The organism is Streptomyces longhuiensis, assembly GCF_020616555.1.
In the GTDB taxonomy this organism is placed as follows: Bacteria; Actinomycetota; Actinomycetes; order Streptomycetales; family Streptomycetaceae; genus Streptomyces; species Streptomyces longhuiensis.
Genome location: NZ_CP085173.1, coordinates 9,700,375 through 9,726,452, shown reverse-complemented (window position 1 = coordinate 9,726,452; position 26,078 = coordinate 9,700,375). Strand labels below are relative to the sequence as shown.

The 26,078-nt window shown below is 68.7% G+C and carries 21 protein-coding genes and 5 pseudogenes; 14 read left to right on the top strand and 12 right to left on the bottom strand.

The window, feature by feature from the left end:
• The gene (locus LGI35_RS44400; protein ID WP_227300079.1) at positions 1–1,002 is read left to right on the top strand and encodes a GNAT family N-acetyltransferase; all 1,002 of its coding nucleotides are present in this window, start codon (positions 1–3) and stop codon (positions 1,000–1,002) included.
• A 51-nt stretch (positions 1,003–1,053) separates the two neighbouring features.
• Here LGI35_RS44400 and LGI35_RS44395 read toward each other — a convergent pair.
• From LGI35_RS44395 to LGI35_RS44385, 3 genes and pseudogenes are all read right to left on the bottom strand, one after another.
• Positions 1,054–1,269 (bottom strand): annotated as a pseudogene (locus LGI35_RS44395) (M4 family metallopeptidase); the annotation flags it as partial.
• Between the two features lie 168 nt (positions 1,270–1,437).
• Positions 1,438–1,935 carry an Rv1733c family protein gene (locus LGI35_RS44390; RefSeq protein WP_227300078.1) on the bottom strand — a complete coding sequence of 166 codons (498 nt, stop codon included), beginning with the start codon at positions 1,933–1,935 and terminating at the stop codon, positions 1,438–1,440.
• 243 nt (positions 1,936–2,178) lie between these two features.
• Positions 2,179–2,442: pseudogene (locus LGI35_RS44385) on the bottom strand (sigma-70 family RNA polymerase sigma factor); the annotation flags it as partial.
• On the opposite strand from LGI35_RS44385, the gene LGI35_RS44380 reads away from it, so the two are divergent.
• Positions 2,362–2,949 carry a type III effector protein gene (locus tag LGI35_RS44380; protein WP_227300077.1) on the top strand — a complete coding sequence of 196 codons (588 nt, stop codon included), beginning with the start codon at positions 2,362–2,364 and terminating at the stop codon, positions 2,947–2,949. The pseudogene LGI35_RS44385 and the gene LGI35_RS44380 sit on opposite strands and share 81 nt — an antisense overlap.
• Before the next feature lie 445 nt (positions 2,950–3,394).
• Here LGI35_RS44380 and LGI35_RS44375 read toward each other — a convergent pair whose 3' ends face one another.
• On the bottom strand, positions 3,395–3,730 hold the full coding sequence (locus LGI35_RS44375; protein WP_227291612.1) for a MerR family transcriptional regulator: 336 nt from the start codon (positions 3,728–3,730) through the stop codon (positions 3,395–3,397).
• A gap of 986 nt (positions 3,731–4,716) precedes the next feature.
• Here LGI35_RS44375 and LGI35_RS44370 point away from each other — a divergent pair.
• A complete protein-coding gene (locus LGI35_RS44370) occupies positions 4,717–4,941 on the top strand; it encodes a hypothetical protein (RefSeq protein ID WP_227300076.1) in 225 nt (74 codons plus the stop codon).
• Positions 4,942–5,014: 73 nt separating this feature from the next.
• On the opposite strand, the gene LGI35_RS44365 is transcribed toward LGI35_RS44370, so the two are convergent.
• Positions 5,015–5,926, bottom strand: coding sequence for a LysR family transcriptional regulator (locus tag LGI35_RS44365; RefSeq protein ID WP_227300075.1), 912 nt, complete (start codon positions 5,924–5,926; stop codon positions 5,015–5,017).
• Positions 5,927–5,996: 70 nt separating this feature from the next.
• Here LGI35_RS44365 and LGI35_RS44360 point away from each other — a divergent pair, with 70 nt between their 5' ends.
• The 3 genes from LGI35_RS44360 (at position 5,997) to LGI35_RS44350 (ending at position 9,405) form a co-directional block, all read left to right on the top strand.
• Positions 5,997–6,935 carry an NAD-dependent epimerase/dehydratase family protein gene (locus LGI35_RS44360; RefSeq protein ID WP_227300074.1) on the top strand — a complete coding sequence of 313 codons (939 nt, stop codon included), beginning with the start codon at positions 5,997–5,999 and terminating at the stop codon, positions 6,933–6,935.
• Positions 6,936–6,949: 14 nt separating this feature from the next.
• Positions 6,950–7,834, top strand: coding sequence for an aldo/keto reductase (locus LGI35_RS44355; RefSeq protein ID WP_227300073.1), 885 nt, complete (start codon positions 6,950–6,952; stop codon positions 7,832–7,834).
• 602 nt (positions 7,835–8,436) lie between these two features.
• On the top strand, positions 8,437–9,405 hold the full coding sequence (locus tag LGI35_RS44350; protein ID WP_227300072.1) for an SAM-dependent methyltransferase: 969 nt from the start codon (positions 8,437–8,439) through the stop codon (positions 9,403–9,405).
• A gap of 298 nt (positions 9,406–9,703) precedes the next feature.
• On the opposite strand, the gene LGI35_RS44345 is transcribed toward LGI35_RS44350, so the two are convergent.
• Positions 9,704–9,883 carry a hypothetical protein gene (locus LGI35_RS44345; RefSeq protein ID WP_227300071.1) on the bottom strand — a complete coding sequence of 60 codons (180 nt, stop codon included), beginning with the start codon at positions 9,881–9,883 and terminating at the stop codon, positions 9,704–9,706.
• Positions 9,884–11,321: 1,438 nt separating this feature from the next.
• Here LGI35_RS44345 and LGI35_RS44340 point away from each other — a divergent pair.
• Positions 11,322–12,071, top strand: a complete 750-nt coding sequence (locus LGI35_RS44340) for an SDR family NAD(P)-dependent oxidoreductase (protein ID WP_227300070.1) — start codon at positions 11,322–11,324, stop codon at positions 12,069–12,071.
• Here the strand turns inward: LGI35_RS44340 and LGI35_RS44335 are convergent.
• From LGI35_RS44335 to LGI35_RS44320, 4 genes and pseudogenes are all read right to left on the bottom strand, one after another.
• Positions 11,993–12,337 (bottom strand): hypothetical protein, encoded by a 345-nt coding sequence (locus LGI35_RS44335; RefSeq protein ID WP_227300069.1) that lies wholly within the window; start codon positions 12,335–12,337, stop codon positions 11,993–11,995. The two genes, LGI35_RS44340 and LGI35_RS44335, sit on opposite strands and share 79 nt — an antisense overlap.
• A 195-nt stretch (positions 12,338–12,532) precedes the next feature.
• The gene (locus LGI35_RS44330; RefSeq protein WP_341483488.1) at positions 12,533–13,333 is read right to left on the bottom strand and encodes a ThuA domain-containing protein; all 801 of its coding nucleotides are present in this window, start codon (positions 13,331–13,333) and stop codon (positions 12,533–12,535) included.
• Between the two features lie 44 nt (positions 13,334–13,377).
• Positions 13,378–13,685: pseudogene (locus tag LGI35_RS44325) on the bottom strand (sugar ABC transporter substrate-binding protein); the annotation flags it as partial.
• Positions 13,686–13,883: 198 nt separating this feature from the next.
• Positions 13,884–14,873 carry a sugar phosphate isomerase/epimerase family protein gene (locus tag LGI35_RS44320; protein ID WP_227300068.1) on the bottom strand — a complete coding sequence of 330 codons (990 nt, stop codon included), beginning with the start codon at positions 14,871–14,873 and terminating at the stop codon, positions 13,884–13,886.
• Between the two features lie 707 nt (positions 14,874–15,580).
• Here LGI35_RS44320 and LGI35_RS44315 point away from each other — a divergent pair.
• From LGI35_RS44315 to LGI35_RS44285, 7 genes and pseudogenes are all read left to right on the top strand, one after another.
• Positions 15,581–18,004: a PQQ-dependent sugar dehydrogenase gene (locus tag LGI35_RS44315; RefSeq protein ID WP_227300765.1), complete on the top strand. Its 2,424-nt coding sequence runs from the start codon at positions 15,581–15,583 to the stop codon at positions 18,002–18,004.
• Positions 18,005–18,394: 390 nt separating this feature from the next.
• Positions 18,395–18,611: pseudogene (locus tag LGI35_RS44310) on the top strand (IS5/IS1182 family transposase); the annotation flags it as partial.
• A 100-nt stretch (positions 18,612–18,711) separates the two neighbouring features.
• Positions 18,712–18,882: a hypothetical protein gene (locus tag LGI35_RS44305; protein ID WP_227300067.1), complete on the top strand. Its 171-nt coding sequence runs from the start codon at positions 18,712–18,714 to the stop codon at positions 18,880–18,882.
• Positions 18,883–19,275: 393 nt separating this feature from the next.
• On the top strand, positions 19,276–19,449 hold the full coding sequence (locus tag LGI35_RS44300) for a hypothetical protein (protein WP_227300066.1): 174 nt from the start codon (positions 19,276–19,278) through the stop codon (positions 19,447–19,449).
• A 355-nt stretch (positions 19,450–19,804) separates the two neighbouring features.
• A complete protein-coding gene (locus LGI35_RS44295; protein ID WP_227300065.1) occupies positions 19,805–20,209 on the top strand; it encodes a cofilin family protein in 405 nt (134 codons plus the stop codon).
• A 94-nt stretch (positions 20,210–20,303) separates the two neighbouring features.
• A pseudogene (locus LGI35_RS46760) lies at positions 20,304–20,569 on the top strand (IS5/IS1182 family transposase); the annotation flags it as partial.
• Positions 20,570–21,271: 702 nt separating this feature from the next.
• A complete protein-coding gene (locus tag LGI35_RS44285) occupies positions 21,272–22,888 on the top strand; it encodes a helix-turn-helix domain-containing protein (RefSeq protein ID WP_227300064.1) in 1,617 nt (538 codons plus the stop codon).
• Here the strand turns inward: LGI35_RS44285 and LGI35_RS44280 are convergent.
• Together LGI35_RS44280 and LGI35_RS44275 are read right to left on the bottom strand one after the other, a co-directional pair.
• Positions 22,870–24,453: a serine hydrolase domain-containing protein gene (locus tag LGI35_RS44280; protein WP_227300063.1), complete on the bottom strand. Its 1,584-nt coding sequence runs from the start codon at positions 24,451–24,453 to the stop codon at positions 22,870–22,872. The genes LGI35_RS44285 and LGI35_RS44280 overlap by 19 nt on opposite strands.
• Positions 24,453–25,946 (bottom strand): APC family permease, encoded by a 1,494-nt coding sequence (locus tag LGI35_RS44275; RefSeq protein WP_227300062.1) that lies wholly within the window; start codon positions 25,944–25,946, stop codon positions 24,453–24,455. Before LGI35_RS44275 ends, LGI35_RS44280 begins: the two co-directional genes overlap by 1 nt.
• Between the last annotated feature and the right edge of the window lie 132 nt (positions 25,947–26,078).

Sequence of the window (26,078 nt, the reverse complement as noted above, 5' to 3'; positions counted from 1 at the left end):
ATGTCCACGGCGGGAACCGCCACCATCGAGATCGTCCGGGCCGGCGAGGCCCACCTCCAGAGCATCGTCGAACTCGCCGCGGACCGGCGGCTCGACGTCACCGATCCGCAGCGGGCCGGACGCGACGGATTCCTGGTGTCGAACTACACCCTGGCCGACTACCGGGCGCGGCTCACCACGGCCGAGCACTTCTGGGTGGCCGTCAAGGGCACCGAGGTGCTCGGCTACCTGATGGCGTACAGCGATGAGCAGATCGAGCCCGACGAATGGCTGAACCACCGAATCAAGTCGACGCTCGGCGCGTTCCTCGTCATCAAACAGATCTGCGTCTCGCGCCGGGCCGCCCGCAGCGGGGTGGCGTCCCGGCTGTACCACCATGTGCTGGAGCAGTGGTCGACCAGTCCGGTGATCGCGGCCGTCGTCAGCGAGCCGTACAACGAGGCGTCCACCCTTTTTCACCGCAAGCTCGGCTTCGAGGAGCTGACCCGGCTCACGCCGCCCGACGGCAAGCAGCGGATGGTCTGGGTGTGGCGCAAGCCGCGCGAGGCGATGCTGCAGGCCCAGTACGCGGTGGCCATCGACCTCTACAAGCACGAGGACACCACCAACTGGCACAAGCTGAACAACTTCTTCTACATCACCGCGGGCCTGGCGGCGGCGCTCGGCTTCACCCTCGGCAACGAGGGCGAGCCGACCCGGTCCATGGAGGAGATCTCGCAGAGCCTCGCGATGGTCATCTGCGTCATCGGGCTCGGCTCCGCGCTCGCTTTCTCGCAGATGCTGCGTTACGGCCGCCGCTACCTCGGCGCCCGTAAGCGCGCCGCGATGGAGCTGGAGGAGTACATGGCCTGGCACGGCGGGCAGCGGATAGTGGGCCGCGAGACCCAGGCCGACGGCAATGCCTGGCTGAAGCAGTCGCCGACCGGACTCATCATGATGCTGCTTCCGGTCCTTGTCGCCCTGTGCTGGGCGGCGATGATCGGCATACTGATCGTGAACTAAGAAGTGGGGCGGCACCCCAGGTGCCGCCCCACAACTACGGTGCTTCAGACGTCACTTGACGTTGACCGCGGCCCACGCCCGGTCGACCGCCTTGCACTCCGCCGAGTCGGCGCCGTACAGGCCGGACGTCGCACTCAGCGCGCCCTTGCGGGCGCCGGCGTAGTCCGTGTTCGTCGTGAAGTACGACGTCACGGCCTTGAACCAGATCTTCTCGGCCTTGTCGCGGCCGATGCCCGCGGCCGGCTGGCCGTCCGCGGTCGGGGAGTCGATGCCGGGCAAACCCCCGGATCAGGTCGAACCCGTACACCCCTTCCCTGGACGCAACCCCCCATGCATCCGCGGTACGCCGATATCGCTGGTCAGGACCTTTGCGCTCCGGCGGCGTCAGCCGGCTTCGCAAAGGAATTAGACACTGACGAATACGCGCGGAATCCTTCAGGATCCGGCGTTCCGTCCCCGCGGTGTGTCCAGCTGTTCCCATTCCCTGGACCACTGTTCCATGCGGCGTCGGTTCAGTTGGCGATGCACGCCGCAGGCCCCCACCGCCACCGCGGCGACCACGCCTGCGGCAGCCAGGCCGGCCAGCGCCTCCTGCAGGGCCGCGTCCGCACCCGTAATCAGTTTCCGGGCCAGTGCTCCGCGCGCGTTGATCCAGACGGTTGTCCGTGTGCCGGCCTTTGCGCCGGCTCGCACCTGGGCGATGCCGGTGTGCGTGCCGTCCGGCGCCTTCCAGCGCGCCGGCGCCGGTACCTGACCGCCCAAGGAACGCACAGGCGCGTCCCGCACCAGTACGGCGGAGATTGCGTGCTGCCCCGTCCGGTGGTGGTCGAGCCTGTACTCCATGGATTTCTCTGCCAGCATCCACGCCAGCACTGCGCCCGCGAGGGCGAAGGCCCAGGCCGCCAGAGTCAGGCAGCCCTCCAGTCGGATCACGCTCGCAGAGCTTGCCAGGTCATTGACGGGGCCTCGACAGGCGCGGCGTCCTGCACGGGGCGTCGGCATGGCTGCTCAGCGCGTGCTCACGATGTGAAGTTGAGGTGCCTCCGCCCCCGTACAGATGAGAAGCGGAGGCCGATGGTCCCTCCCGCCCACCGGCGGGAGGGACCTGACCGCTCATGCGTCGGGTGCCCGGCAACGCCGGCCGCAAAACGACAGGGCTGCAGGGGCGCCAAAGCTCTAGGCTGCGCGCGTCTTCTCGAACCGCCCCCAGTCGCAAGTGGCGTCGCGTACGCGCCTGCAGCTCTCGCGGATGATGCGCGAGACATGCACCTGGGAGATGCCGAATTTCTCCGCAATCCGGCTCTGCGTCATGTCTTCGAAGAACCGCATGTAGAGAATGGCGCGCTCGCGATCCGAGAGATGCCCAAGGCCGGCCTTGGCTGCTTCGCGGTCGGTGACGACGTCGTAGGCGCCCTCGGTTACGCCGAGCCCGTCGATGAGGAAGGCGTCCTCGCAGGGCAGCAGGCCTGGGACGTCAGCGCCGTGCTGAGCGTGGCAGCCGATGCGGCGGGCGAAGAACTCACCCGGCGCATCCTGCTCCAACTGCCCCCGAGAGGGGCTCGGTGGCCTGCAACGGGCCAGGCCGCGGAGCGGCGCTACCTGCGCGTACGGCCCGGAGCTCCCGGCGCCACCGGTGAACAACGCGTACAGGCCACCCGCAGCCGCCGCGCAGCCCGCCGCTCCGTCTCGGCCTGGGCCCGGACCAACGCCGCCCATCTGCGCCAGCTTGCCGGGCAGATCACCGCCCTCGACGACCTTCCGATCCGGGCCCAGCAGCCGCTGGCCCGCCTCACCGAGGCCCTCGCCGTCAACGACGCCGCCAATCTCATCGGCCCGCTCTCCGACACCCACGTCCATCTGCTGGCCGGCCACCCCGACCTCGCCGCGCGCATCGACTTCATCACCCGCAACACCGTCCGCCTGCACAACGGCAGCACCCACGGCTGACAGCACGTCGTGGGCGGTGTCTGTGGCAACAGCACTGTTGCCGCGGCGAAGTTCAGGCGGGGGCTGCAGGAGGCCCGAGACGGTTTACCCGGCCTCTAGCCAGAGCAACGGGCCAGGCCGCACCTGTCGACAAATGCAGAAGCCCCGCACCCCCGCGCCGAGCCCCATACGCTCGGGATAGGACAAGTGCAGGGCTTCTGCCGAACCCAACCCAGACGGCCCAACTACCGGGCCTGTCGGCAGGTTACGCGATCCGCTCGAGGATGCTTCGACTACGGGTGCGCGCCCACGCTGAAGCGCGGGCGATAGGGAACTCCCGAACCACGACAGCTGACTTGAACGCTACTGCCCTCACACGCTGCCACCATCAGAAACGGGCCCACACGCCGCGTCCCCCGGCAGGTGCGTGCGGGATCTGCCAGCGCGCGGATGGCCCAATGTCGCCTCAGCCCGCGGGCGGTGAACCCGACTCGGCGGCGCGACGGTATTCGGCGTTGATGCGCTGGGCCTCTTCGAGCTGGTCCTCGAGGACGATGATGCGGCAGGCCGCCTCGATGGGAGTGCCCTGGTCGACGAGTTCCCGGGCGCGGGCGGCGATGCGCAGCTGGTAGCGGGAGTAGCGGCGGTGGCCGCCCTCGGAGCGCAGCGGGGTGATGAGGCGGGCTTCGCCGATGGCGCGGAGGAAGCCCTGGGTGGTGCCGAGCATTTCGGCGGCCCTGCCCATCGTGTAGGCGGGGTAGTCCTCGTCCTCGAGACGGTCGAACGAGTCATCTGCTGTCATTTGCACCTCTCCGTGGAACACGCTTGAGGGGCCCTGGTGCCATATGGCACCAGGGCCCCGAAGGAACATCTACACCATCTGCCGGCCTTGGAACTGCGCCGGCCTTCTGTGTCCGCCGCCCCGACCTGGGAGTTGTCGGGGGTGCGGGGATCGCGGTTGCTTGACCGGAGACCACCTCACTATCGATGTCCTGCGGTACCCGGGCTCAACACTCCGCCCGGGCGATCCTGATGGCGCTCGTTCCTCCGTTCTTCCCTCGGTGATCAACCACTTACAAAACGGGGGGACTTCATACTGCTGGCACTGCTCTACTGCGTACTGCTGGTGATGCAAACTGCTCTGTGACCTGTGACAGCGCCACATTTTCGGCAGCCAGCCCCGTCGCCCATCGTGCATCTGCTCTGGCTTAGAACCCCACTGCCGAACCTCCCGGTGCGCGCGCCCGCAGCCGACGCCTTCACCGAGGTACTGCTCACCGATTCACTGCTGGGTACCGCGAACTGCACTCACGGGAACCGCCCCTGCTGACCGCGGCCCCGCCGGCGGCCCCTGATCACTGCGGGCCACCCGGTCCGGTCGTCAGCCCCGTCGCCGTCCTGCACTGCCCTGGCTTCGGAACTCCACCACCGCACCGTCCTGCGAACTGCAACTTCCGTACCGCTACCCGGCAGTTCGTGTCTGCCTGACCTTGCTGACTTCTGGCTACGAGAGAAACCATAACTACGCCGCCACCCAATGTCTACTCTCGCCAACATAGATTTTCGCGTGTTCGACAGTGAGGTAATCGGCCTCGAACAGCCACGGCGTATTCCGAGGCCGTCCATGCGGGCCACGCCGACTTCGCGGTTCTCCAGCACTCCGGGCCCGATGGCGGGGAAACATGAGCGCATGATCTACGCACCCAAGGGGGCGTCCGCCCTGGGCCCTCATCCCTCCGTGGAGCAGGCAGCTGTGGCGCCCGCTCCCATCAGGGACGGGAGCGGGCGGTGACGCTGTGGCGGCAAGTCCTGGCCGCGCTCAACGACGACACCCTCGACGACGCCGAGCGCGAGGCCATCCTGGCCCGCGGCGCCGCTCAGCTCGCCGTCCGTCGGGCCCTCGAGGGACGGGCCACCCCCAGGGAGGTGATGGTCGTGGCCTTCGAAGAGTTCTCTCTGCTGCTGGACGCCGACCAGGCACGCGCCGTTCTGCGGGACTCCACACTGGGGTAACCCGGGGTTCATGAGCGACGACCTATAAAACGCCGGTCCGGACGGCGTTCGGCCGGGGTTACCCGTGGCGGGATCAACGCCCCTTGTGCTGCTGCATCGCCTGCTCGCGAAGGGCGTGGATGAGCGTCGTGACGTGGGGCCGGTCGCTACGGTTGATTGCGGCGACGCCGATGTACCGGATCGGCCCCGGCGACTTGATCGGGACGGTGCACTGGCCGGGGACCTCCGGGGTGAGCGCGATGGAGGGGATCAGGGAGATTCCCACGCCGGCGGCGACGAGCGAGCGGGCGAAGAAGTAGTCGGTGGTGGTCCCGCGCACGTCCGGATCGAAGCCGGCGCGCTCGGCGTAGCGGCGCAGGTATGCCTCGGTCTTCAGGCAGCCGAGCACCCAGGGTTCGGCTGCCAGCTCGGCGAGGTCGAGCGCGTGGCGGCTGGCGAGTCGGTGCCCTTGCGGCAGGACGACGTGCAGGGGGTCTTCCAGGAGCGGCGTCCACTCCACGCTGGAGCTGGGGCCCGGCCCGACGGGGAGCGGGCCGTCGAAGTGGTAGGCGAGAGCGAGGTCCACGGCGCCCTGGCGAACGAGCGGCAGGGTGTCCTCGGGTTCGCCCTCCCTGATGTGGAGCACGGTGCGGGGATGGGCGGCCATGAGCCGGGTGAGAGCAGCGGGCATCAGGAGCCTGCCGCCGCTGGTGAAGGTGGCGACGGTGAGTTGCGTACGGCCGGTGCTGAGTTGGGCGACCTGCTGTTGTGCGTGTTCGAGCTCCGCGGCGACGGATTCGGCGGCGCCGACCATGATCTGTCCGGCCTGTGTGAGGGTGACGCCGCGGGTGCTGCGGGCGACGACCTCGGCACCGAGGCTGCGCTCCAGGGCGGCCACCTGCTGGGAGACAGCCGAGGGGGTGAGGCGGAGAGCCGTGGCCGCTTGGTTGAAGCTGCCGTGCTCCGCCACTGCCCGCAGGATGCGGAGCCGCTGCACATCGATCAACAGTTTTCCTTAATACGTATCCAGCAAGTCGGGACTTCTGCTGATGACGGTAGGTCTCCAGGATGGGGGCATGCAAAGGATCTGCGTCATCGGCGGAAGCCGGTACTTCGGAAAGCTCCTGGTGAAGCGCCTGCAGGCCGCGGGCCACCAGGTCACTGTGATCAACCGCGGCTCGACCCCGCCGCCCGCCGGGGTCGAGCACCTCGTTGTCGACCGAAACGACGAGGCCGCCCTGACGGCCGCGCTCGGCTCCCGCACCTTCGATGTCGTGGTGGACCAGGTCTGCTACACCCCGGTGCAGGCTGCTGTCGCCGCCCGCGCCTTTGCCGGCCGCACCCGGCGCTATGTCATGACCTCCACGATCGAGGTCTACGACCCAGCGACCGCCGCGCTGGCGGCTGTGCCCCCAGGTACGCCGGTGCCGGAGGAGATCGTGGACCCGGCCACCTGGCTGGTGGCCATGGACCTTCCCTGGCACGACGAGGCGTACCTGGAGGCGCACTACGCCGAGGGCAAGCGCCAGGCGGAGGCCGTCTTCACCCTCGCCGGCAGCTTCGAGTTCGCAAGTGTGCGCAGCGCCCATGTGCTCGGCGGCGGCGCGCAGGAGTTCACCGGGCGACTGGCGCACTACGCCGGGCGCATCGCCACGGGCGAGGAGATCACTGTGCACGCGAAGGCGCTGCCCACGGTCTTCATCCACTACGAGGAGCTGGGGGACCTGCTGCTGTGGGCGACCACAGCCGACTTCACCGGTCCGGTCAACGCCTGCTCCGACGGCCCGCTCGACGTGCACGGCCTCGCCGCGATCATCGCCGCGCAGACCGGCCGGGAGCCCGTCTACCGGATTGTCCCGGCGGGCGAGGAGGCTTCGGCGTTCTCCTTCGACCGCCACTACGCCATGAACAACGCCCGTGCGAAGGAGCTGGGTTATTCCTTCTCCCGCACCACCGACTGGCTGCCCGGCGCCGTCGCCGAAGCCCTCACCATCGAGCCCTCACCCACCGCCTGAGGAAGAGAGCCACCATGCAGTACCGCACCATCGCCCGCACCACCGTCAGCGCCATCGGCCTGGGCGCCATGCCGCTGTCCATCGAGCACCGCCCGGACGAAACGCGGGCCATCGCCACCGTCCACGCCGCCCTCGACGCCGGCGTCACACTCATCGACACCGCCGACAGCTACCACTGGCACCCCGGCGAGGTCGGCCACAACGAGCTACTGATCGCCCGGGCCCTGTCCCGCTACGGCGGCGACACCTCTGGCGTCCTGGTGGCCACCAAAGGCGGCCGCGGCCGCCCCGGCGACGGCACATGGACAGTCACCGCCACCCCCGCCCACCTGAAGCAAGCTGCCGAGGCCTCCGCCAAGCGCCTGGGCGTCGACGCGATCGGCCTGTACCAGCTGCACAAGCCGGACCCGGCCGTGCCCTGGGCGGAGTCCGTCGGCGCGATGCGCGAGCTGCTCGACGCCGGCACGATCCGCGCCGCGGGAATCTCCAACGTCACCACCGCCCAGATCCGCCAGGCGCATCAGATCCTCGGCGAGGGACTCGTCTCCGTGCAAAACCAGTACTCGCCCGCCTTCCGCGACAGCGAGCCCGAGCTGCGGCTGAGCACCCAGCTGGGTCTGGCCTTTCTGCCCTGGAGCCCCCTTGGCGGCATCTCCCGCAGCTCCCTCGGCGGCCCCTGCGGCCCCGCCTCCGTCGCCACTGCCTTCCACCACATCGCAGCCGAGCGCGGCGTCAGCCCGCAGCAGATCGCCCTGTCCTGGCTGCTCGCCCGTTCCCCGGTAGTGATCCCGGTACCGGGAGCCAGCCGCCCGCTCTCCATCACCGACTCGGCCACGGCCGCGGATCTCACGCTGAGCACGCTGGAGCTGGCGCAGCTCGAGGACGCTCTACCGGGCTGAGGCAGGTCACGGGTCGCTTGCCGACCTTTGAGATACCCCATCACCGGATGCCCTGCCACCGCGGCCTCCCACCGTCCACAGTCGTACGCGCCTGTACGCAACCTGCCCCGGCGGTAGCAGCAGTCGAGTCGGTCATCCCTCCATAACGGGCCGAAGAGCCCGAAGCGCTCCCGCTCATCCTTCTTCCCCGTACTCCGTGCGTCAGCGGACGGCGGAGCATGAGCCAACACGCAGGACTGCTATGAAGCAGACGGTGCTGACCTGCGAGGACAGCATCACCCAGCATGAACCAGCACCCCCGATCGGGCATTCGGTCCCGCTCGGGCTGCTTGGGCGGCTGGTAGAAGGTCAGGGCGCTTTCCCCCCTGGTCCTGGGCATCAGGTCGAAGTCCAGTCGGCCGGCCAGGGTCGCCACGTTGCTCAAAGTGGGCGAAGGAGCGAAGCGCCGAACCTCGCTCATGGTCAGGTTCGCCGCCGATCGAGCGGGCTGCAGACCCTGGCCCGGTGTGTAGCCGAAGGTTCTGCCGTCGAACCCAGTTACCTGGAGCGATGGTCTGCGCTGGCCGACTGACCTTCGTCGCCGAAATGGACTGGTGGGCACTGTGGGACACGAATCGAAGACGAGATCCGCCTACAAGGGCACATCGTCGAAGGCGATCCTTCATCAATACGATTTCCTGGGTGACTTCTACCGGCTGATCCTGGGACCCGAGCTCGTCTTTTCCTACGGCATGTGGGAGGAAGGCGACACACTCGACTCGGCTCAGATCAGGAAGCTCGATTACCACGCCGAGGCGGCACACGCCGTGGGCGCGGACCGGGTGCTCGACATCGGCTGCGGATACGGCAGCCTCCTGCACCGCCTGGTGCAAGCCCACCACGTCAAGCACGCGGTAGGGATCACCATGAGCCCCGGCCAGGCCGCGTGGGCCCGTGACCAGCACTGGCCAGGCTGCGAGGTCCGGGCCGAGAACTGGTTCGACCACGAACCGGACGGTCCTTATGACGCCATCATCGCGATCGAGGTGATCGAGCACTGCGCAGGGAACACCATGTGGCGCACACAGCGCGTCGCCCGGTACCGGGAGTTCTTCCAGCACTGCCACTCCTGGCTGCGGCCGGCCGGGCGCGTGTCCGTCCAGGCAAACGCCTGGAATGAGCGCGGGTGGCTCGCTTCCCTGGTCCTGCCTCCCCAGCAATTGATCCGGCATCGAAGTGGCGGCCCCCATGAACGCCTCGGCCTCAAGGACATCCTCGGCGGCATCAAGAACCTGCGCGAGGGCCTTCACGCGTCGCGAAAGGTGTACCCCGAGTGCTTTCTTCCGGCCCGGGACGAATTGATCGAAGCCAGCCGTGGCTTGTTCACCATCGTGGAGGCGCGCACCGACGCTGACGACGGCGTGGCCACGGTGCGCAGCTGGTTGGAAAAGGCAGAGGCTAATCGCGTACGCGGAGCGGAAATCATCGGCGAAGGCGCGGTGTCCGACATCCTCAGGGAGCAGAAGACCGCGCTCAGGTTCCTGCGCGAGGGCCGCTTCACCGTCGTTCGCATGGTCTTCGAGAAGGTGTGAGGACGGTCTCGTCCAGCCGGGGACAAGGACATGGTCGCCACCACGGCGCCGCTGACGTCTGCGAAGCCTGCCTGCACATGACCGGGGCGCTGACGCACCCGCCCACACAAGAGCCGGACTGCCTACGCCTCGCGGGGTAGGACAAAATCCGCCAACTATCTGTGACTGAGCGCTGTAGTTGGCCCCGAAGGACAACTACAGCGCTCGGTTGTGATGACGAGGCCCCGTATCCGGGCTGTGAACGGGTCTAAAGGCGATATGCACTGATGGGCGGGACAGCAGGTATGGCGGCCTGCGCTCACCTGCCGAAGCGGCTCTTCTTGGGGGGCTCGGCAGGGATCAGCTCCTGGAAAGGGACGAGCTCGGCCGCCCGGATAGTCAAGTGCTCGACAATCGTCGACGGCCCCTTGTCGCCCTTGGACCAGTACGACTTGGTCAGCTCGACGAACCAGCTTGTCGGTGAAGTCTGGAACACCATTCGACCGACCGGGGTCCCGCTCAGATGCATGGCGGGGGTGCTGGAGCGGGCGACCTCCTCAGCACGGGCAACGGCCGCTCCCCTCACAGGTACTCCCTGCATCATGCGGGCACCAGCCCGGCTGTCCCCGATGAGCAGCCGGGTGGTGCGGTGTGCGTGTGCGGCCGGCCGCACACGCACACCCTGCTCACCCCACCGGCACGCCCAGGCCCAACGCGGCACGTGTTACCGATTGCCCACACCACCGTGACACTCGCCTGCAACATCCACCTATGTCACTTATGTATGGAATTGGCGGGCCGACAGCATCGGAAACCCTTGCCGTGACCGCCTGGCGCGTTGCATCCGCCGAGCCCGGCGGCTCGGCGAGCGGGCAGACGTCACCCGAAAGTGAGTGACAGCGCCGCCGCACCGGGCACGGCGGGCAACAGACGTGAAGAGACCCCGCACCACAGATCTCGGTACGGGGTCTTCACAGAGCGCCGGGCAGGCCTTGCACCTGCATCTCCCCGCAGGAAGCGGGACGTCTTTCCTTGGACCACCAACGCATAGCGTGCCAGCATGAATTCCGCCGGCCAGCTCAAGATCAACACTAGCAGATACGGCGCGCCGGCCCGTTGGCCACCTGCGTCAGCGCGAACCGATAGCAGACATGGGTGCGCTCGAACTCAGTCCTCAGCGGCTGTTGTTCGCCGATGTTGGCGTGCAGGAAGGCAGCCAGCGGTTTCAGGCCCTGCCGACGACTTCCTGTGGCCCGTCGAAGGGAAGGGCCACATCGACAGGGCCGCTCGGTGCGCCATCGCCCAGTGGGCCGCATGGGCAACCTGCAAGGCGTTGTCGACGCCCCGCCGCAGTACCCCACTCCCCATGTGGATCCCCGCATCCCGGCTCCCCCACGACAACGAGTACCTGCTGGGCCCTTAGCTTCGACGCCCTGCGAAGGGCGCGTACCGGCGGCAGCACACATCCCCTTGCCGCCTGGCCCGTCATCAGCTACCGGTCCGCGCCCGCCAGTGGATCCCGTCGATCAACCGCCGCCGGCACACCGACGGCCTGCCTGCGCCCACTTCTCGGCACGCGACCGTGGTCAGTGAAGATCATTCATCTTGAAGTTGCTGGTCACGGGGCTGGTGTGACTGTTCTGCCGGGTACTCGCGCTGATCGCGGCGGGCGTCTGTGCTGTAGATCGTCTGACGCTTCGGGCCGGGCGGTTTTGCGGGTTTTGCTGTGCGCGCCGTGCGGCGCTTCCTACGATCCGTCCCGGATCGGTGACCTGGGGCGAAGGGGCGGATGTTGGGCATGTTGGAGCGGATCGCGGCTCTGTCATCCGGGTAAGGAGCCCGCGGCACCTGCCCGTTGACGCCGACGACCCGCGGCCGTACCGTGCAGCGGGCAGAGATGTGACCGTCGTTCATAAACGAGGACATGGGGTGGGGTCGTGGGGCAGCGCAGGGTCGTGGTGTCGGGTGGCGGTACGGGGATCGGGCGGGCGGTGGCCGAGGTCTTTGCGGCGGACGGCGACCACGTCGTCCTCATCGGGCGGCGCGAGGGGCCCCTGGAGAAGGCCGCCGCAGAGCTCGACGCCGCGCACGGTGCGGGAACGGCCTCCTGGGTCGCCGCCGATCTGAGCGATCCCAGCCAGGCCCGCACAGCCGTGGAGTTCTGCACCGCGGGCGGCGCGCAGGTCGACGTGGTCGTCGCCAACGCCGGCGGCAACGTCGCACCGGCCCACGACGGCACCCTCGAAGGCATCGCGGACAGCTTCCGCCGCAACTTCGAGGCCAACGTGCTCACCGCCGTGCTGCTCACCGAAGGGCTGCTGCCGCACCTCACCCGGCCCGGCGGCCGGATCATCCAGATGTCGTCCATCGCCGCGCTGCGCGGCCCCGGTTCGTACGGCGGCTCCAAGGCCACCGTCAACACCTACACCGTCGACCTGGCGCAGAAGCTCGGCTCGCAGGGCATCACCGTGAACGCGGTCGCTCCAGGCTTCGTCGCCGACACCGAGTTCTTCGGCGACCGGGCCACGCCCGAGTTCGTCGCCGCCCGGACCAAGCAGTCGCTGACCGGCCAGGCGGGCCGGCCCTCGGACATCGCCGCCGCGGTGCACTACGTGGCGTCACCTGAAGCGGCGTACATGACGGCGCAGATCGTGCATGTGAACGGAGGGGCAGCGCTGGGGCGTTGACGTTCCGTTACCGGTTCGCAGCCGCCCTGCCGCGCGTACGGGGCGGTCAACGCGGCCAGCATGAGCAGGGCGGCACCCCACACCGCGGGTGCGGTGAAGCCGCGCTCCCCCGCTTCGGTCGCCTCGAACGTCAGGACGCCCATTGCGATCACGGCGGTGATCTGCCCGGTGACGTCGAAGGGCACGGGCCGGTGCGGGGAGTATGCGGTGCGCGCCAGCAGCAGGAGTGCGGCTGCTCCGACGGGCAGGTTGATGAAGAAGATCATGCGTCAGCTGATGAGGCTGGCCGCGCCTGCCCCGCGGGCGGCGGCGCCCGGCCTCACCGGTGCGGTCAGTCGGCGCACGGTCGTTGACTATGGCACGGTGCGTCCTTTCGCTGTGCTGTGCTGGCGGACTGGCGGGAATCCGCGTTCCCGGCGCGCCCCCGGCACGGTGGGCGCGCCGGGAAGCGGTAGTGCCGGTCAGTCGGTGCTTTCGGGGTCGCAGTTGAACTTCGCCGCACCGGCCGTCATCTTGATGCCGCCGAGAATGTGCGACAGGAACAGCGGGTCGGTGTAGCTCTCCTTCGTGTGGCCCATGCCGGTGTAGAAGGACCGGCCGCCGTCGTAGGGGTGGCACCACGCGATGGGGTGGTCGGCGCCCATCGAGCCGCCGGAGTAGCCGACCGGGTTGTACGTCCTCTCGTCCAACGTGGCCAGGACGCGCACGGCGGAGCGGGGGTTGGAGCGGTAGTTGTACCACTCGTCGGTGCGGGTCCAGCGGTTCGGCAGGTCCTTGGTGGCGGGAGTGCCCCGGCCCGCGACGTTCACGGTCGCCTGCTGGATCGACGGGTGGTCCAGGAAGTACGCGCCGACCAGGCCGCCGTACCAGGACCAGGTGTACCCGGAGTCGGCGGCGGCGTGGATGCCGACGAAGCCGCCGCCGTTCTCGATGTAGTGCTGGAAGGCGTCCTTCTCGGACTGCTGGTCCAGCGGGTCGCCGGTGGTGGAGATGAAGACGACCGACTGGTACTTCGCCAGGTTTGCGTCGTTGAATTGGGTGGCGTCCTCGGTGGCGTCCACCGTGAAGCCGTTCTCCTGGCCGAGCTTCTCGACGGCCGCGATGCCGTCGGGGATGGAGTCGTGCCGGTAGCCGGTGGTCTTGGAGAACACCAGCACTTTGAACGCCGGTGAAGCGGCGTGTGCGGTGGTGGCGCTGGTGGCCGCGAGCGGCAGGGCCAGAGCGGCCGCCGACAGCAGCGCAACGATACCTCTACGGGACATCATCAACCTTTCGTGACCTGATTTCCGGGGACGGGGGCGCTGGATCAGCTGAAGGTGCCGGGCAGGTACTGGTCGACGTTCTCCTTGGTCACGGTCGCGTAGAACAGGGTTACCGAGGACGGCAGGTCCTGCCCGACGAGGTCGCCCATGCCCTTGTTCTGGGCGACGAGCCGAGCGAGTTCGACCGCTGAGGTGGACGACGGTGGCCTTGAGTACGGAGTTGTCGGCCTTGATCTCCTGCATGGCGTGCTGGTGAGCCCGCGCCACCGAGCATGAAGAACTCGCTTCGGCCCGCCTGCTTGATGGCCGCCTCGACGCCGATGCCCTGGTCGTCGTCGTGGTTCCACACGGCCAACTGGGCGCGTGACAGCGGCCCGTGGTCTCGCAGCACAGTGAGCAGCTCGTACCGGATGCTCACATTCGCTCACCTCCTGATGGCAGGCACTGCTCGCCCGCCCACGACGTCGGTGGCGGCAGTGGCGTGAGAAACGTCCACCCCGTTCCGCCGGCACGAGCCGGGGAGCGGGAAAACGAAGGTGGTGACGAGGGGTCAGGAAAGCAGGTCGGCGAGCGCGGTGTAACTACGCTGCGCGGCCCCCAGCGAGCCGGGCGGGTCGGGCTGGGTGCCGGGGGCGGTGTCCTGCTCCCAGATGCCGTGGTGGTTGCCGAACGGACCGATCGCGTGGATGAACCGCTGGTAGCGCATGTCACCGGCGCCGAACTCGGTCATGTCGTAGCCGTCATCGGCGTTGGGGTCGGACTTGCCGTCCTTCATGTGGAACAGCGTGTACCGGTAGGGGTGCCCCCGCACATAGGCCGCGGGGTCAAAGCCGGGGTAGCGGAACTGGCCGACGAAGGCCCAGTAGACGTCCATCTCGAGGTAGACGTGGGCGGGCTCGGTGTTGTGCAGGAAGACGTCGTACAGACGCACCTGCGGCTGGTCCTGGGCGAAGGCCCACTCGGACCAGTGGTTGTGCTGGTACAGCTTGAGTCCACGCGCCGACGCGGCCTGACCCCAACCGTTGAACTCCTCCGCGGCCGCCTGGTACCCGGCGACCGTCGGGGTGTCCGAGGGGGCGTTCGGGGTCCCGATGTTCGGCATGCCCAGGATCTCGGCGTTGTCGAGCTCCTGCTGCAGATTGCTGCGGAAGGCTCCGATGCCGATGTGGCTGCCGATGGCTCGCAGGCCGTTGTCGTCGAGCAGCGTGCGGATCTCCTGGAGGGTGATCTGCCGGCCGAGGATGGAGGTGTTCTGGGTGTAGCCGGCGAACTCGACCTCCTTGTAGCCCATCCGTGACAGTTCCTCGAAGACGACACGGAAACCGAGGTCGGAGACCTTGTCGCGGACGCTGTAGAGCTGGATGCCGATGGCGTCCTTCGGAATGCTCAAGCTGGCGCCATGGGCCGCGGTGTCCGGGGCGAGCGTCTGCGCGGACGCGGGGAGCGCGCCTGCGACGGACGCCGCACCGATGGCCACGGTGCCGGCGGCTGCCGCACGCAGGAAGCCTCTGCGGTCGAAGTCGGGTGTGAACTGACCCATCATCACTCCTTCGTTGTGGAGCACAGAGCCGCGGTGAGAGCGCGGCGTGGGCCGAACAGGGGGACGTACTCGCCCGGTCGTCGTGCGGGGGGTTCGTCGGCCGGAACGCCTGGTGGGTGGGCAGTTGGCAGAACTGGCTGCGAGGTGACCGGAACCACCCTCGCGAACGAGGCAGCCACCCTGTTGCCGCCACGCGGCTCCCCCGCGGACCGCGCGACGGCAACAGGGTGGCCCGGCGGACCTCGGAGGACGATGTGCGCCTGAGACCGTCGATAGTTCACCACGAACCACCGGTACTTTTCACTAGACCGAGCAAAAGTTATGGCCACTTCAGGTCATGAAAAGCAGCTACCGGGCAGTACATCCTTGACAGTCCATCGTCATGGAGCCCACGCTCATGACGCTTCATCAGGGGGCCACAAACCCCTCCGAGCCCTCGCCTCAGTCCCACTCCGGACCCGTGCGGCCACACATGCCGCTTCGTCCGACGTCCGACCACGTCCGACGTCAGTTGCCGGCGGCGTGCACACCAGGACCGTCTGTCCTCTCCACCGGCGAACCGGCACACGCCGGCCCGGGCATCCGAGCCCGGCCCGGCACCCCGTGCGACGCGACCGCTCGCGCGATGTCCACCGCAGCGCCCCAAGAGAGGTAGGCAGTAAGTGCGTACACCAGTAAGTCGACTACTCACCGCCACGTTGAGCGCAGTGCTCGGCGTGGGGGTCGCGGTGGCCGGATCGTCGTCCGCGCAGGCGCGGACCCAGGCACCGCAAAGAGCGGCTGCGACCGCCGCTGCGTCGTCCGACTTCCAGCAGGTCACCCTCGCCAAGGGACCGGACCAGGTGGGCGAGCCCATGGGACTGGCGGTGCTGCCCGACGGCAGCGCGCTGCACAGCTCCCGCGACGGCACGCTCTACCGAACGACCCTCGACGGACTCACCGACGTGGCGGCGAAGCTGGCGGTCTACACCCATGACGAGGACGGGTTGCAGACCATCGCGATCGACCCGCACTTCGCCCAGAACCATCAGGTCTATGTGTATTACGCGCCGCGGCTCGACACCCCCATGACCGACGCCCCGGAGAGCGGAACGGCCGCCGACTTCGCGCCCTACAAGGGCTACAACCAGCTGTCCCGGTTCACCTTCACCGGCGGCAAGCTGGACCTGTCGAGCGAGCAGAAGATCATGCGTGTCAACACCGACCGAGGGCAGTGCTGCCACGTCGCGGGCGACATGCACTTCGACGGTGACGGCAACCTGCTGCTGAGCACCGGCGACGACTCCAACCCGTTCGCCTCCGACGGCTACGCCCCCATCGACCGGCGGCCGGAACGCAACCCTGTCTTCGACAACGAGCGTTCCACGGCCAACACCAACGACCTGCGGGGCAAGCTTTTGCGGATCAAGGTGCACAACGACGGCACCTACACGACCCCGAACGGCAACCTGTTCCCCAAGGGCACCCCCAAGACCCGTCCAGAGGTCTACGCGATGGGCTTCCGCAACCCCTTCCGGTTCAACGTCGACAAGAAGACCGGCGTCGTCTACCTGGCCGACTACGGTCCGGACGCAGGTAGTGCGGACCCAAAACGCGGGCCGGAGAACACCATCGAGTACAACCGGATCACCAAGGCCGGCAACTTCGGATGGCCGTACTGCATCGGCAACAACACGCCGTACATCCAGTACGACTTCGCCACCGGGACATCCGGGAAGCCGTTCGACTGCGCCCACCCGGTGAACGACGCTCCCCTGAACACCGGCCTGAAGGACCTGCCGCCGGCCCAGCCGGCCTGGATCTGGAACCACTACGCGGGCAACCCGCTCTTCCCCCAGCTCGGCGGGCAGGGCGCACCGATGGCCGGACCCGTGTACAACTACGACTCGGCGCTGAACTCCCAGGTCAAGTTCCCCAAGAGCTATGACGGGAAGTTCTTCGCCTACGAGTTCGGCGCCCACTGGATCAAGCCGATCACGTCCGACAGCAGCGGAAAGATCCAGTCGATCGACACCTTGACCGACGGCAACGACTGGGCCCACCTGGTCGAGCCCATCGACACCGAGTTCGGGCCGGACGGATCGCTGTACGTGCTCGACTACGGCAGCGCGTGGTTCGGCGGCTCCCTGGACGCCGGGCTCTACAAAATCGAATACGCGCCGGGCAACAAGGCACCGACCGCGGCGATCGAGACGGACACCTCATCGGGCAAGAACCCATTGACGGTCAAGTTCGACGGCACGAGCTCGACCGACCCCGAGAACGACGCTCTCACCTATGCGTGGGATTTCGACAACGACGGCAAGACCGACTCCACGGATGCCACCCCGTCGTTTACCTACACCACAAACGGCCAGTACCACGCCAAGCTCACGGTCAGCGACCCGAGCGGCAGAACCGGTGTCGCCGCCACCCTGGTCACGGTGGGCAACTCCGCGCCGGTACTGTCCTTCTCCCAACCGCCCAACGGGCTGACGTTCAAGGACGGGGACCAGGTCGCGTGGAAGATCGACGCGAGCGACCCGGACGGCACCCCGGTGGACTGCTCCAAGGTCCAGGTCAACTACTCGCTCGGTCATGACATGCACTCCCACAACCTCTCGCAGGCGACAGGGTGCAGCGGTACGTTCACCATGACGACGGCGGGCCACACCGATGCCGACGACTTCTACGCCATCCTCTCCGCGAGCTACACCGACTCCTCCCCGACCGACGGGGTACCGGACCTCACCGGCACGACACAGATCGTCCTGCAGCCCAAGGGCCGGCAGGCGGAGTTCTACCGCACGCAGTCCGGCGTGCAGACGAGCTCCGACGCCAACGCCCAGGGCAACGAGGCGGTCGAGTCGATCAACAATGGTGACTGGATCGAGTTCGACCCGTACGACCTCCAGGGTGTGAACAAGATCGACTTCCGGGCCGCGTCGAGCAGTACCGGCGGCACCATCGAGGTCCACACCGACGCGCCCGACGGCCCGCTGGCCGGCACGGCGACGGTCGGCGACACCTCCGGCGCCTACACGACGATCAGCACACCGGTGACCGACCCGGGCGGAACACACAAGCTGTACTTCGCCTTCAAGGGCGGAAGCGGCGATCTGTTCAACCTGGACTCCTTCACAATGAACTGACACGGCAACACCCCACCCCCGCCCCGCCGGGCCGTCATTCACCGACAGCCCGGCGGGACCTTGCCTGTCGCCTGAGGTCCGCCGCACCCGGGCCCGCTGGCACGCCACCCCCGACAGACTCCACGGCCAGCGCACCCCCATCGCCTCCGACCGTCGCCGACCTGCCGCCCATACCAGCCACATGCAAGGCAACCTCATGGTTCGCCACAACACTTGAAGAGTGTTTTGTCCCGGCAAAGTTGTTCGGCGGCGCTTCGGGGTGCGAGCCCGGCGAAAGACGCATGAGGCAGGCATGGCGCAGCGCCGCACACGACCGAGGCGAAGAAGCTCGCGCTCTTGGGGGTGTCGAAGTCCGCTGCTGATCGCGTCATCTTCCCTCCCGGCCTCACGCGCTTCTCGACGAACCACCAGGGGGTCATCGACACCGACATCGACCCCCGCCTGGTCGCATCGGCCGGCCGTCCGCTGCCGGGCGAGCAACCGCAATGCCTGCCGGGCCTGGATGATCGAGTTCGGTGCGAAACAGATGGCCGGCCACACGACGATCGCGGACAGCGGCTATCCCGGCACCGGGCTGATCACGCCGGACCGCCGGCGCAAGGGCGAGGAGCCGGCCACCAGCAGTCGCGGTGGCTGTTCACGGGCCGGCGGGCGGACCTGGTGAGTCCCTGGTCGAGCGAGGCGCCGGCGCCAAGTGACTCGGGGCAGTGGCCGGCTGGGTCCGCGACGACGACGCCGACCTGTGCACGACGCTGGTGGAGCCCATCGCTGATGCCGCCGGCACGGGTGGTGCCGGCAGGGTGCGGATGGCCCGCGACGAGGACTCCCAGAGCGCCTTTCAGAAGCGTGGTTCCCCGACCGGCCGCAGTGCCCGCTGACGAGCGGCCGCGCGCTGCGGTCCCGGGCCGCCAAGACCGCCCCGCACCCGAACCCACCCCGCCACACTCCCCACCCCCAAGCCGTTGACCAGCCGCAATGAAGAATCCCGGCTGGCGCACTCACACTCCAGCCACGGAACGTGATCTTCATGACGCAGGCACGACGAGGAGCGATGAACAGACGCCTGCATCCCGGCGCAGGTGAGCGGGATCACCTCGTTTGCCCCTGAGCGCCGGGCGAGGCCCCCATTCGGCCCACAGTGATTGCCGCAGGGCGCAGTTGGAGGTGAGCTGTCAGTGCGCCCGGTGACATTCCCGGGCGCCAAGAAGGCGGGCGCCCTGCCAAAGAGCAGGGCCGGCCCCCGCCAACCCACACGAGATTTGGAGAACCCCATGCCTTACCGCAAGGGACAGCACGTGGAGTACCGCGACCACCAGGACGAGCTGCAGCGGGGCGAGATCCGCAGCGCCGAGGGCAGCGGGGCGCAGACGCGCTACGCCGTCCAGAACGAGGCGACCATGCGCGAAGACAAGGTCAACGAGCACCAGATCGAGCGCGAGCTGTAATACGCCTGCGCCGACAGAGTCCGCCGTTGCACTGAACCACCGTGCAGCGGCGGACTGCTGGATGCTCTGCGCCAGCGGATGCAACAGCGGCCGCCGGCACAGGCATAACAGGTCGCAAGGCCCCAACTTGGCCGGCTTTCCCGCCGCTTCGGTGACATCGTCGCGACGATATGGCGCCATCCGCGGCCCATCCGCGTTCTCCTGCCCGGACGCTGGGCATGAGCCACGCCCCAGGTCTCATGCCGGGCCGCCGCACGGGCTGCCGGCGAATCGAGTCGCTTTCGGTCCACGACCTCCCGGTCAAGGGGTCGTTGGGCTCTGCGAAACGCCCAGCCCGTGACCGGAAGGTGTCGTCGTGACCACTGCCATCTCAGTGGAAGACCGCTGTATCGACGCATTCAACAACCTCAGGAGAAGCCGGCACATCACCACCGTGCTGTACCGGCTCAACGACAGCCTGGACACCCTCACTCTGGACTTCGAAGGGAATCTGACCCACGACGAACTCCTCAAAGTCCTGCCGTCCGATCCCCGAGTCGTGGCCTATGGGCTGCACTTCGCCGACCGGGACGGCAGCCGCAAAGAGGCGATCGTGCTGATCTCCTGGTCCCCCCAGGGCACCAGTTCCGAGCAGCAGACAGCACAGGCCGCCGGCTACAGCGCTCTCAAAAACCAGCTCGACGGCGTCGACCTTACGATCGAAGCCACGAGCCGGTCGGATCTGGACTACAACCACCTCGTCCGCATCGCCCGGACCTGACGCACAGCCCGTGATACCTCGTTGCCCACCGGGCTGGATCAGGCAGTGAGGCAGGTCCAAAGTCCCGCGCCCGCCGCGCCACCGAGAAAAGCTGTCCTGGGCGAAAGCCGCTGTCGGCAGCACCACGGTGATCGCTGACGGCGGTTACCGCGGAACCGCCTGGTCGTTGCGCACCGCCACGAAGGGGGCCATGGCGAACTCCCCGCCCGGAAAGGCGAGTACAACCGCTCACACCGCAAGGTTCCTCGCCCGCGTCGAGCTCGAGCGCACCTTCGCCCGGATGAACGAGCGGGAAGATCCTTTGTGACTGCCGCCTCAAAGGGCGACGGCGCCCACCACGCCCTGCCCGGCATCGCCCGGCCTGCACCATCTCCTACTCGGCGCAGCGCCAACGCACGTACGGGTAACCGGTGTGCGGGCAGGGCCCTATGGCTCTCTTTGAGTGCCCGCCGTGCAGCCCACGCCCCGCGCCCCGGCCGGGGTGCGCTGTGCATCCGTCAGATCGCCACGTCTGTTCGTCTTCGACAGCGAGCAGAAGGTCACTCGGTACAACCCTGCCGGGCGGGGCGTGCGGAAGCTGTGGGCGCCACGGCCGTCACCCCGCTCGTGACCGGCGCCACTACCTGGGGCGCCCTGTTCCCGATGTTTTCGGAGAACGAGCCCGGCCTGGACGCGCACGCACGCCGCCCGCTCACCGCTCCCGGCCAGTGCATCGACTGGGTTCTGCAAGGCGTCGCCGATGCCGGGCGGTGCAGGGGAAGGCCTTGGAGGCAAAGGCGGCGCGGGAGTTCGGCCAACGGGCGGCCAGGCCGTCGGCGTACCGGCGGGCGCGGGCGCGGACCGACGCCACGTCGAGGATCAGCGCGGGAGTGCCGTAGGACTCGGCGAGTTCGGCCGCCGGTACGCCGCCGATCGCCAGTCCGCCCGCGCTCCTTGTGCCACTGATCCGTCCCGCTCTCCTGCCATGCTCCCGCTACGGTCACTCCGGATCATCGTTGACGTCGTCAATACGGGTCTCCCAGACTTGATGTCCACAACAGTCCTTTTAGTCGGGGGTGCACCATGCGGGAGTCCGGCGTTCGGGGGCACCTGCCCGTCCGTCAGCTCGTGGACAACATCGGCCCGGCGCTGCTGCGCCTGGTCCAGGAGGGGACCGGCAGCGGCGGGCCGCTGACCGATATCGCCATCCATGCCCCGGGTGCGCCGGCACAGCTCGGACCCGGGTGCGTGGTGCTGGGGGTCGGCGTGACCACGGAGGCCGAGCTGCGCGAGCTGACCGCGGCCATGCGGCAGGCCGGCGCGGAGGTGCTGGCGGTGAAGGCCCCGGTGCCGCCGTCGGCCCACGACGAGCTGACGATCATCGAGGTCAACCGAGACGCGTCCTGGATGCACGTGGCGACGACCGTCCGTGAGCAGCTGCTCGAGTACGCGAGGACGCGCGTGCGCTCGGCCGGCAGCGGCGCAGAGCTGTTCGCCCTGGCGAACGCGGTCTATGAGAGCGTCGGGGCCCCGGTCACCATCGAGGACCGCTTCTCCGCGCTGGTCGCCTGGTCGGAGGGGCAGGACCGGACCGACTCCGAGCGGATCGAGACCATCCTGGGGCGGGCCGTGCACCAGCGGACGCTCGCCGAACAGCGCGAGCGTCAGGAGTTCGAGCGGCTCCATGCCAGCACCGAACCGGTGTACATGGAGGCGACCGGGGCGGATCAGCTGGCCAGGCTGGCGATCGCGGTCCGGGCCGGTTCGGACGTCGTCGGCTACATCTGGGCCGCCGTCACCGGGCCGCTCCACGAGGCGGCCACAGCCCGGCTGCGTGAATTCGCGCCCGTGGTCGCGCTGCAGCTGGTCGGCCTGCGCACGGAGACCAGTTACGCCCGCCGCCAGCGCGGCGAGCTGGCCGCCGCGGTACTCGGCGGGGCGGCCGACCCGGTGGAGGCGAGCCGGCTGCAGCTGGGCTCCGGCCCGGTCTGCGTTCTGGCCGCGGCCCCGCGGCTGGCCGGGAGCACGGGCTCCGACGCGCTGGACGCCGCCGGGCTGCGCCGGTTCGCGGACACGCTGGAGTACTTCCTGGCGGCCGTGCACCCCCGTTCAGCGCTGGTGGCGGGCACCGGAGCGGTGTACGTACTGGCTGCCTGGCCTCCGGAACACGCTACGGCGCTGGAGTCGGCCGTGGCCCTGGCGCGCGATTTCCTCGCGCGGACCCCGCTGGCCGGTGACTACGTGGTCGCCGTCGGCGGCCCGGCCGAATCGATGGGCCGGATCGCCGACGTACGGGCCCAGGCGGACGCCGCGCTGCGGGCGCTGCGGCACCCGGCCGTCCGCGGACCGGCCGTGCGCACCGTGGAGGACATGGCGCTGGCGGTGCTGCTGCTGCACCTCGCCGACGCGACCGAGGCGCTCGGCCTGCCGGACGCCGGCGGCGCGCTGCACCGGCTGCGCCAGGAAGAGGGCCAGGACGGTCCGCTGGCGGCGACCCTGGCCGCCTATCTCGCCGCCGCGGGAGCCACCGACACCGCGGCGGAGGCCCTGCACATCCACCCCAACACCATGCGCTACCGGCTGCGCCGTATCCGCGAGGTCTGCGGGCTGGACTTCGCCGATGCCGACGCGATGCTGCTCGCGCACCTCCAGCTCCGGGTGCGCGAGCTGCGCACGGCCGCCTACCGAGGCTCTGACTGATCCCGGAACGAGCGCGTGTAGCGGCACCCGTCCAGGTCCACCCAGAGCACCGCGCCGTCCAGGGCGGGGCCGGGCGTCAGGCGCTCCGGCAGCCGGGGGTCGGCTCCGATGCGGAACGTCCCGTCGTCGAGCGGGACGAGTTCCGGTTCGTCGCGGGGCGCCTCCACGCCGGTCGCGGCGATCATGTGGAGTCGTCCCGCCCGCTGCACGATGCTGAAGCTGGGATACCAGGGGGTGTAGCTCCGGTAGTGACCTGCGAGTGCATGCGAGGGGGCGGTCGGCGCGGAGAGGCTGGGGCCCAGTGACTCGGGTCCGTAGAGCCAGCGTCCGTCCAGACAGTGGTGGTAGGCGGACCATCCTGGGTGATCGCACACCAGCCGCCCGTCCCCCGCGTCGTACAGCCTGCCGCTCACCTCGTCCGAGGTGAGCGAGAGACGGTCGTCGCCCGTGGCCTCGACGCGGATCTGACGCGGCGTCGTTCCGTGGATCCCGACGTAGCGCTGGGCGTCGGGGATCCGCTCCGGGTCGAACAGTGCCGGGTCCGCCGGGGCTCCCTGGACGACGTCGAGCACATGGCGGGCGAAGCGGTCGATGATCTGGCACTCGCCGGGTGCGTTGGTCAGCACGGCGACACCGTGCCCGCCGTCGGTGTCGGCGGCGAGGTACGAGCGGTATCCGACCATCCCGCCGGCGTGCGTCAGCCAGGTGTGGCCGTCGATGATTTCCACGTCCACGCCGAGCGCGTAGCCGGAACTGACCTCGCCGGCAGGCACCGTGATGATCTGTCGGAACCGCTCGGGACCTATGATCCTGGTGCCGTCCAGGGTGCCCCGGCCCAGCAGCATGCGGGCGAACTGGCCCAGGTCGCAGGCGGTTGCCAGCACGCTCCCGTCGGCCGCCGAGTACTCGAAGAAGCCGGCCGGCGCGAGCGGGGCCGACGGCAGCGGTGGGCGGTCGTCGCGCAGGAACCGGTACCCGGTGGCGAGTTCGGCGATGTCCTCGTGAGTGATCCGCGCCGCCGAGTCGCGCATGCCCAGGGGCCGCAGCAGCCGTCCGGCCATGGCGTCCGCCAGCGATTGCCCCGTCACCTGCTCGACGATCAAGCCCAGCAGGTTGTAGCCCTCGTTGGAGTAGTGGAACAGCTCGCCTGGTTCGGCCCAGGTCCGCGCATCGCGTAGCGCGTAGCCGCGTGCGGCGGCATCGGGCAGCGCGTCGGCCCCGGCCACCAGGCCGGAGGTGTGCTGCAGGAGGTGCCGGACGGTGATCGCGCGGGAGCCGCCGTTCGGGGCGAACCAGGGCAGGTGGTCGGCGACCGCCGCGTCGAGGTCCACCTTCCCCTCGTCCGCCAGTATGCCGAGCAGGAAGGCGGTGAAGGTCTTGCTGATGGAACCGATCTCGAACCGCGTGCGACGGGAGACCGGCGCCATAGACTCCGCGTTCGCGAATCCTGCGGTGACGAACGCGGACTCGCCGGTCCCATCGACGACGCTGATCGCGATTCCCGGCACCGGCCACCAGGTCCGCAACTGCTCCGCAAGCCCAAAGAGCACCCGTTGCACCTCCATCAGACGCCCGCCTTCCGCGAACCGAACCCCGCGAACCGGTCCGGACCCAGCTCGACTTGGGAGGAGTCGATATCCGCGTCCGGCCGGTCGCCTTTGACGAACCGACGGCACAGCGGGTACAGCAGCACAGCCAGCAGCGCCAACGCGAGACTCGTGCCGAACGTCGCGGCCTCGTCGACCGCCGTACTCCACGCCAGGTACACGATCATCGCTGTGGGCAGCACGACGACCAGGACCGCGCCGGGCCAGCCGCCGGGGACCCGAACCGGCCGGAGCATCTGCGGATATCTCCAGCGCAGGACCAGGAAGGCCACGAATTCCAGCAGGATCGAGGCCAGGGTGAGCAGCACCGTGGCCCTCAGGATCGAGCTGAAGTCGACGGCGGAGAGCACGACGACGACTGTGGTGCTCGCCAGCAGCGCACCCACCGGCGTGTTGAACCGTCTGCTGTCCCGGGCCATCCAGCGCGGCAGGTACGCGTCCGCGGCGAGCGCCCGCGGGACCCGGGTGCTCGTCAGCAGGATCGCCATGAACAGCCCCACCAGGGAGAGCGCCGATCCCAGGGAGATCAGCACCTTCAGCCAGATTCCGCCCAGGGCGTCGCCGGCCACGATGAAGTCGCCCTGGGCCCAGTCGGCGGGCGAGCCCCGGTGCAGCCCGCTGCCGATGGCGGCGATGGTGGGCAGCAGGTAGGCGGTGATGATCAGCGGAACCGAGATGGCCAGGGCCCGGGTGTAGGTCCGGTGCGCGTCGGCGACCTCGCCCAGCACGGTGCTGGGGCCGTCGAAGCCGAGGTACAGCCACACGATCACGCTGAGCGCGCCGGCCACCGACGAGTGGGCGCTCTGCCCCGGCACCATGAAGGGCGAGAGCACGTTGATCCCGTTGCCGACCGCATGCCAGATGCCCAGGACCGTCAGCACCGCGAACGGTGCGAGGATCAGCAGCATCATCCCGACCGAGTACTCGCTCACCGCCTTGGAGCCGCGGTAGTTCAGGTACGCCATCGGGACGATGAGGGCGACGGTGACGATCCAGTGCAGGTCCACGACGAAACCGCCGTGGAACAGGTCCACGATCACCAGCCCCTTCCCGCGGGCGATGTCCGGGACCCAGGTGGCCAGGTAGTCGACCAGCAGGATCGGGTAGAGGGCGAGGTTCAGCACCGACCCGATCGAGTTCCAGGCCCCGAACACGAATGCCGCACCTCTGCCGAGCGCGATCTTCGTCCAGTAGTAGTAGCCGCCGTCGACCGGTATCGCGGCACTCAACTCCGCTGCCACCAGCGCGTTCGGTACGCCGAAGACCACCGGCACCAGGACGATCATCAGCACGGTCATGCCCGGACCGGCGCTGGAGAGTGACGCTTCGAGCCCGAAGGGGCCTCCGGACACTGTGAAGAAGAAGATTCCGACCAGGGGCAGCACGCCGAGCGTGCGTCTGCCCGCCCCGGGCGCCTGCCGTGTGTTTTCCGGCGGGATCAGTTCGGTCATCCTGGGCTCCACTCTCCGTCAGCGCTTGGTCGGCACAACGTACGGGGGCGTCACCGGGGCCGTCCTGTCGTGCGCGTCAAAGCCGCGGCCCGTCAGTTGTCGCTGCCACCAACGCCGGGCTGACCTAACCGG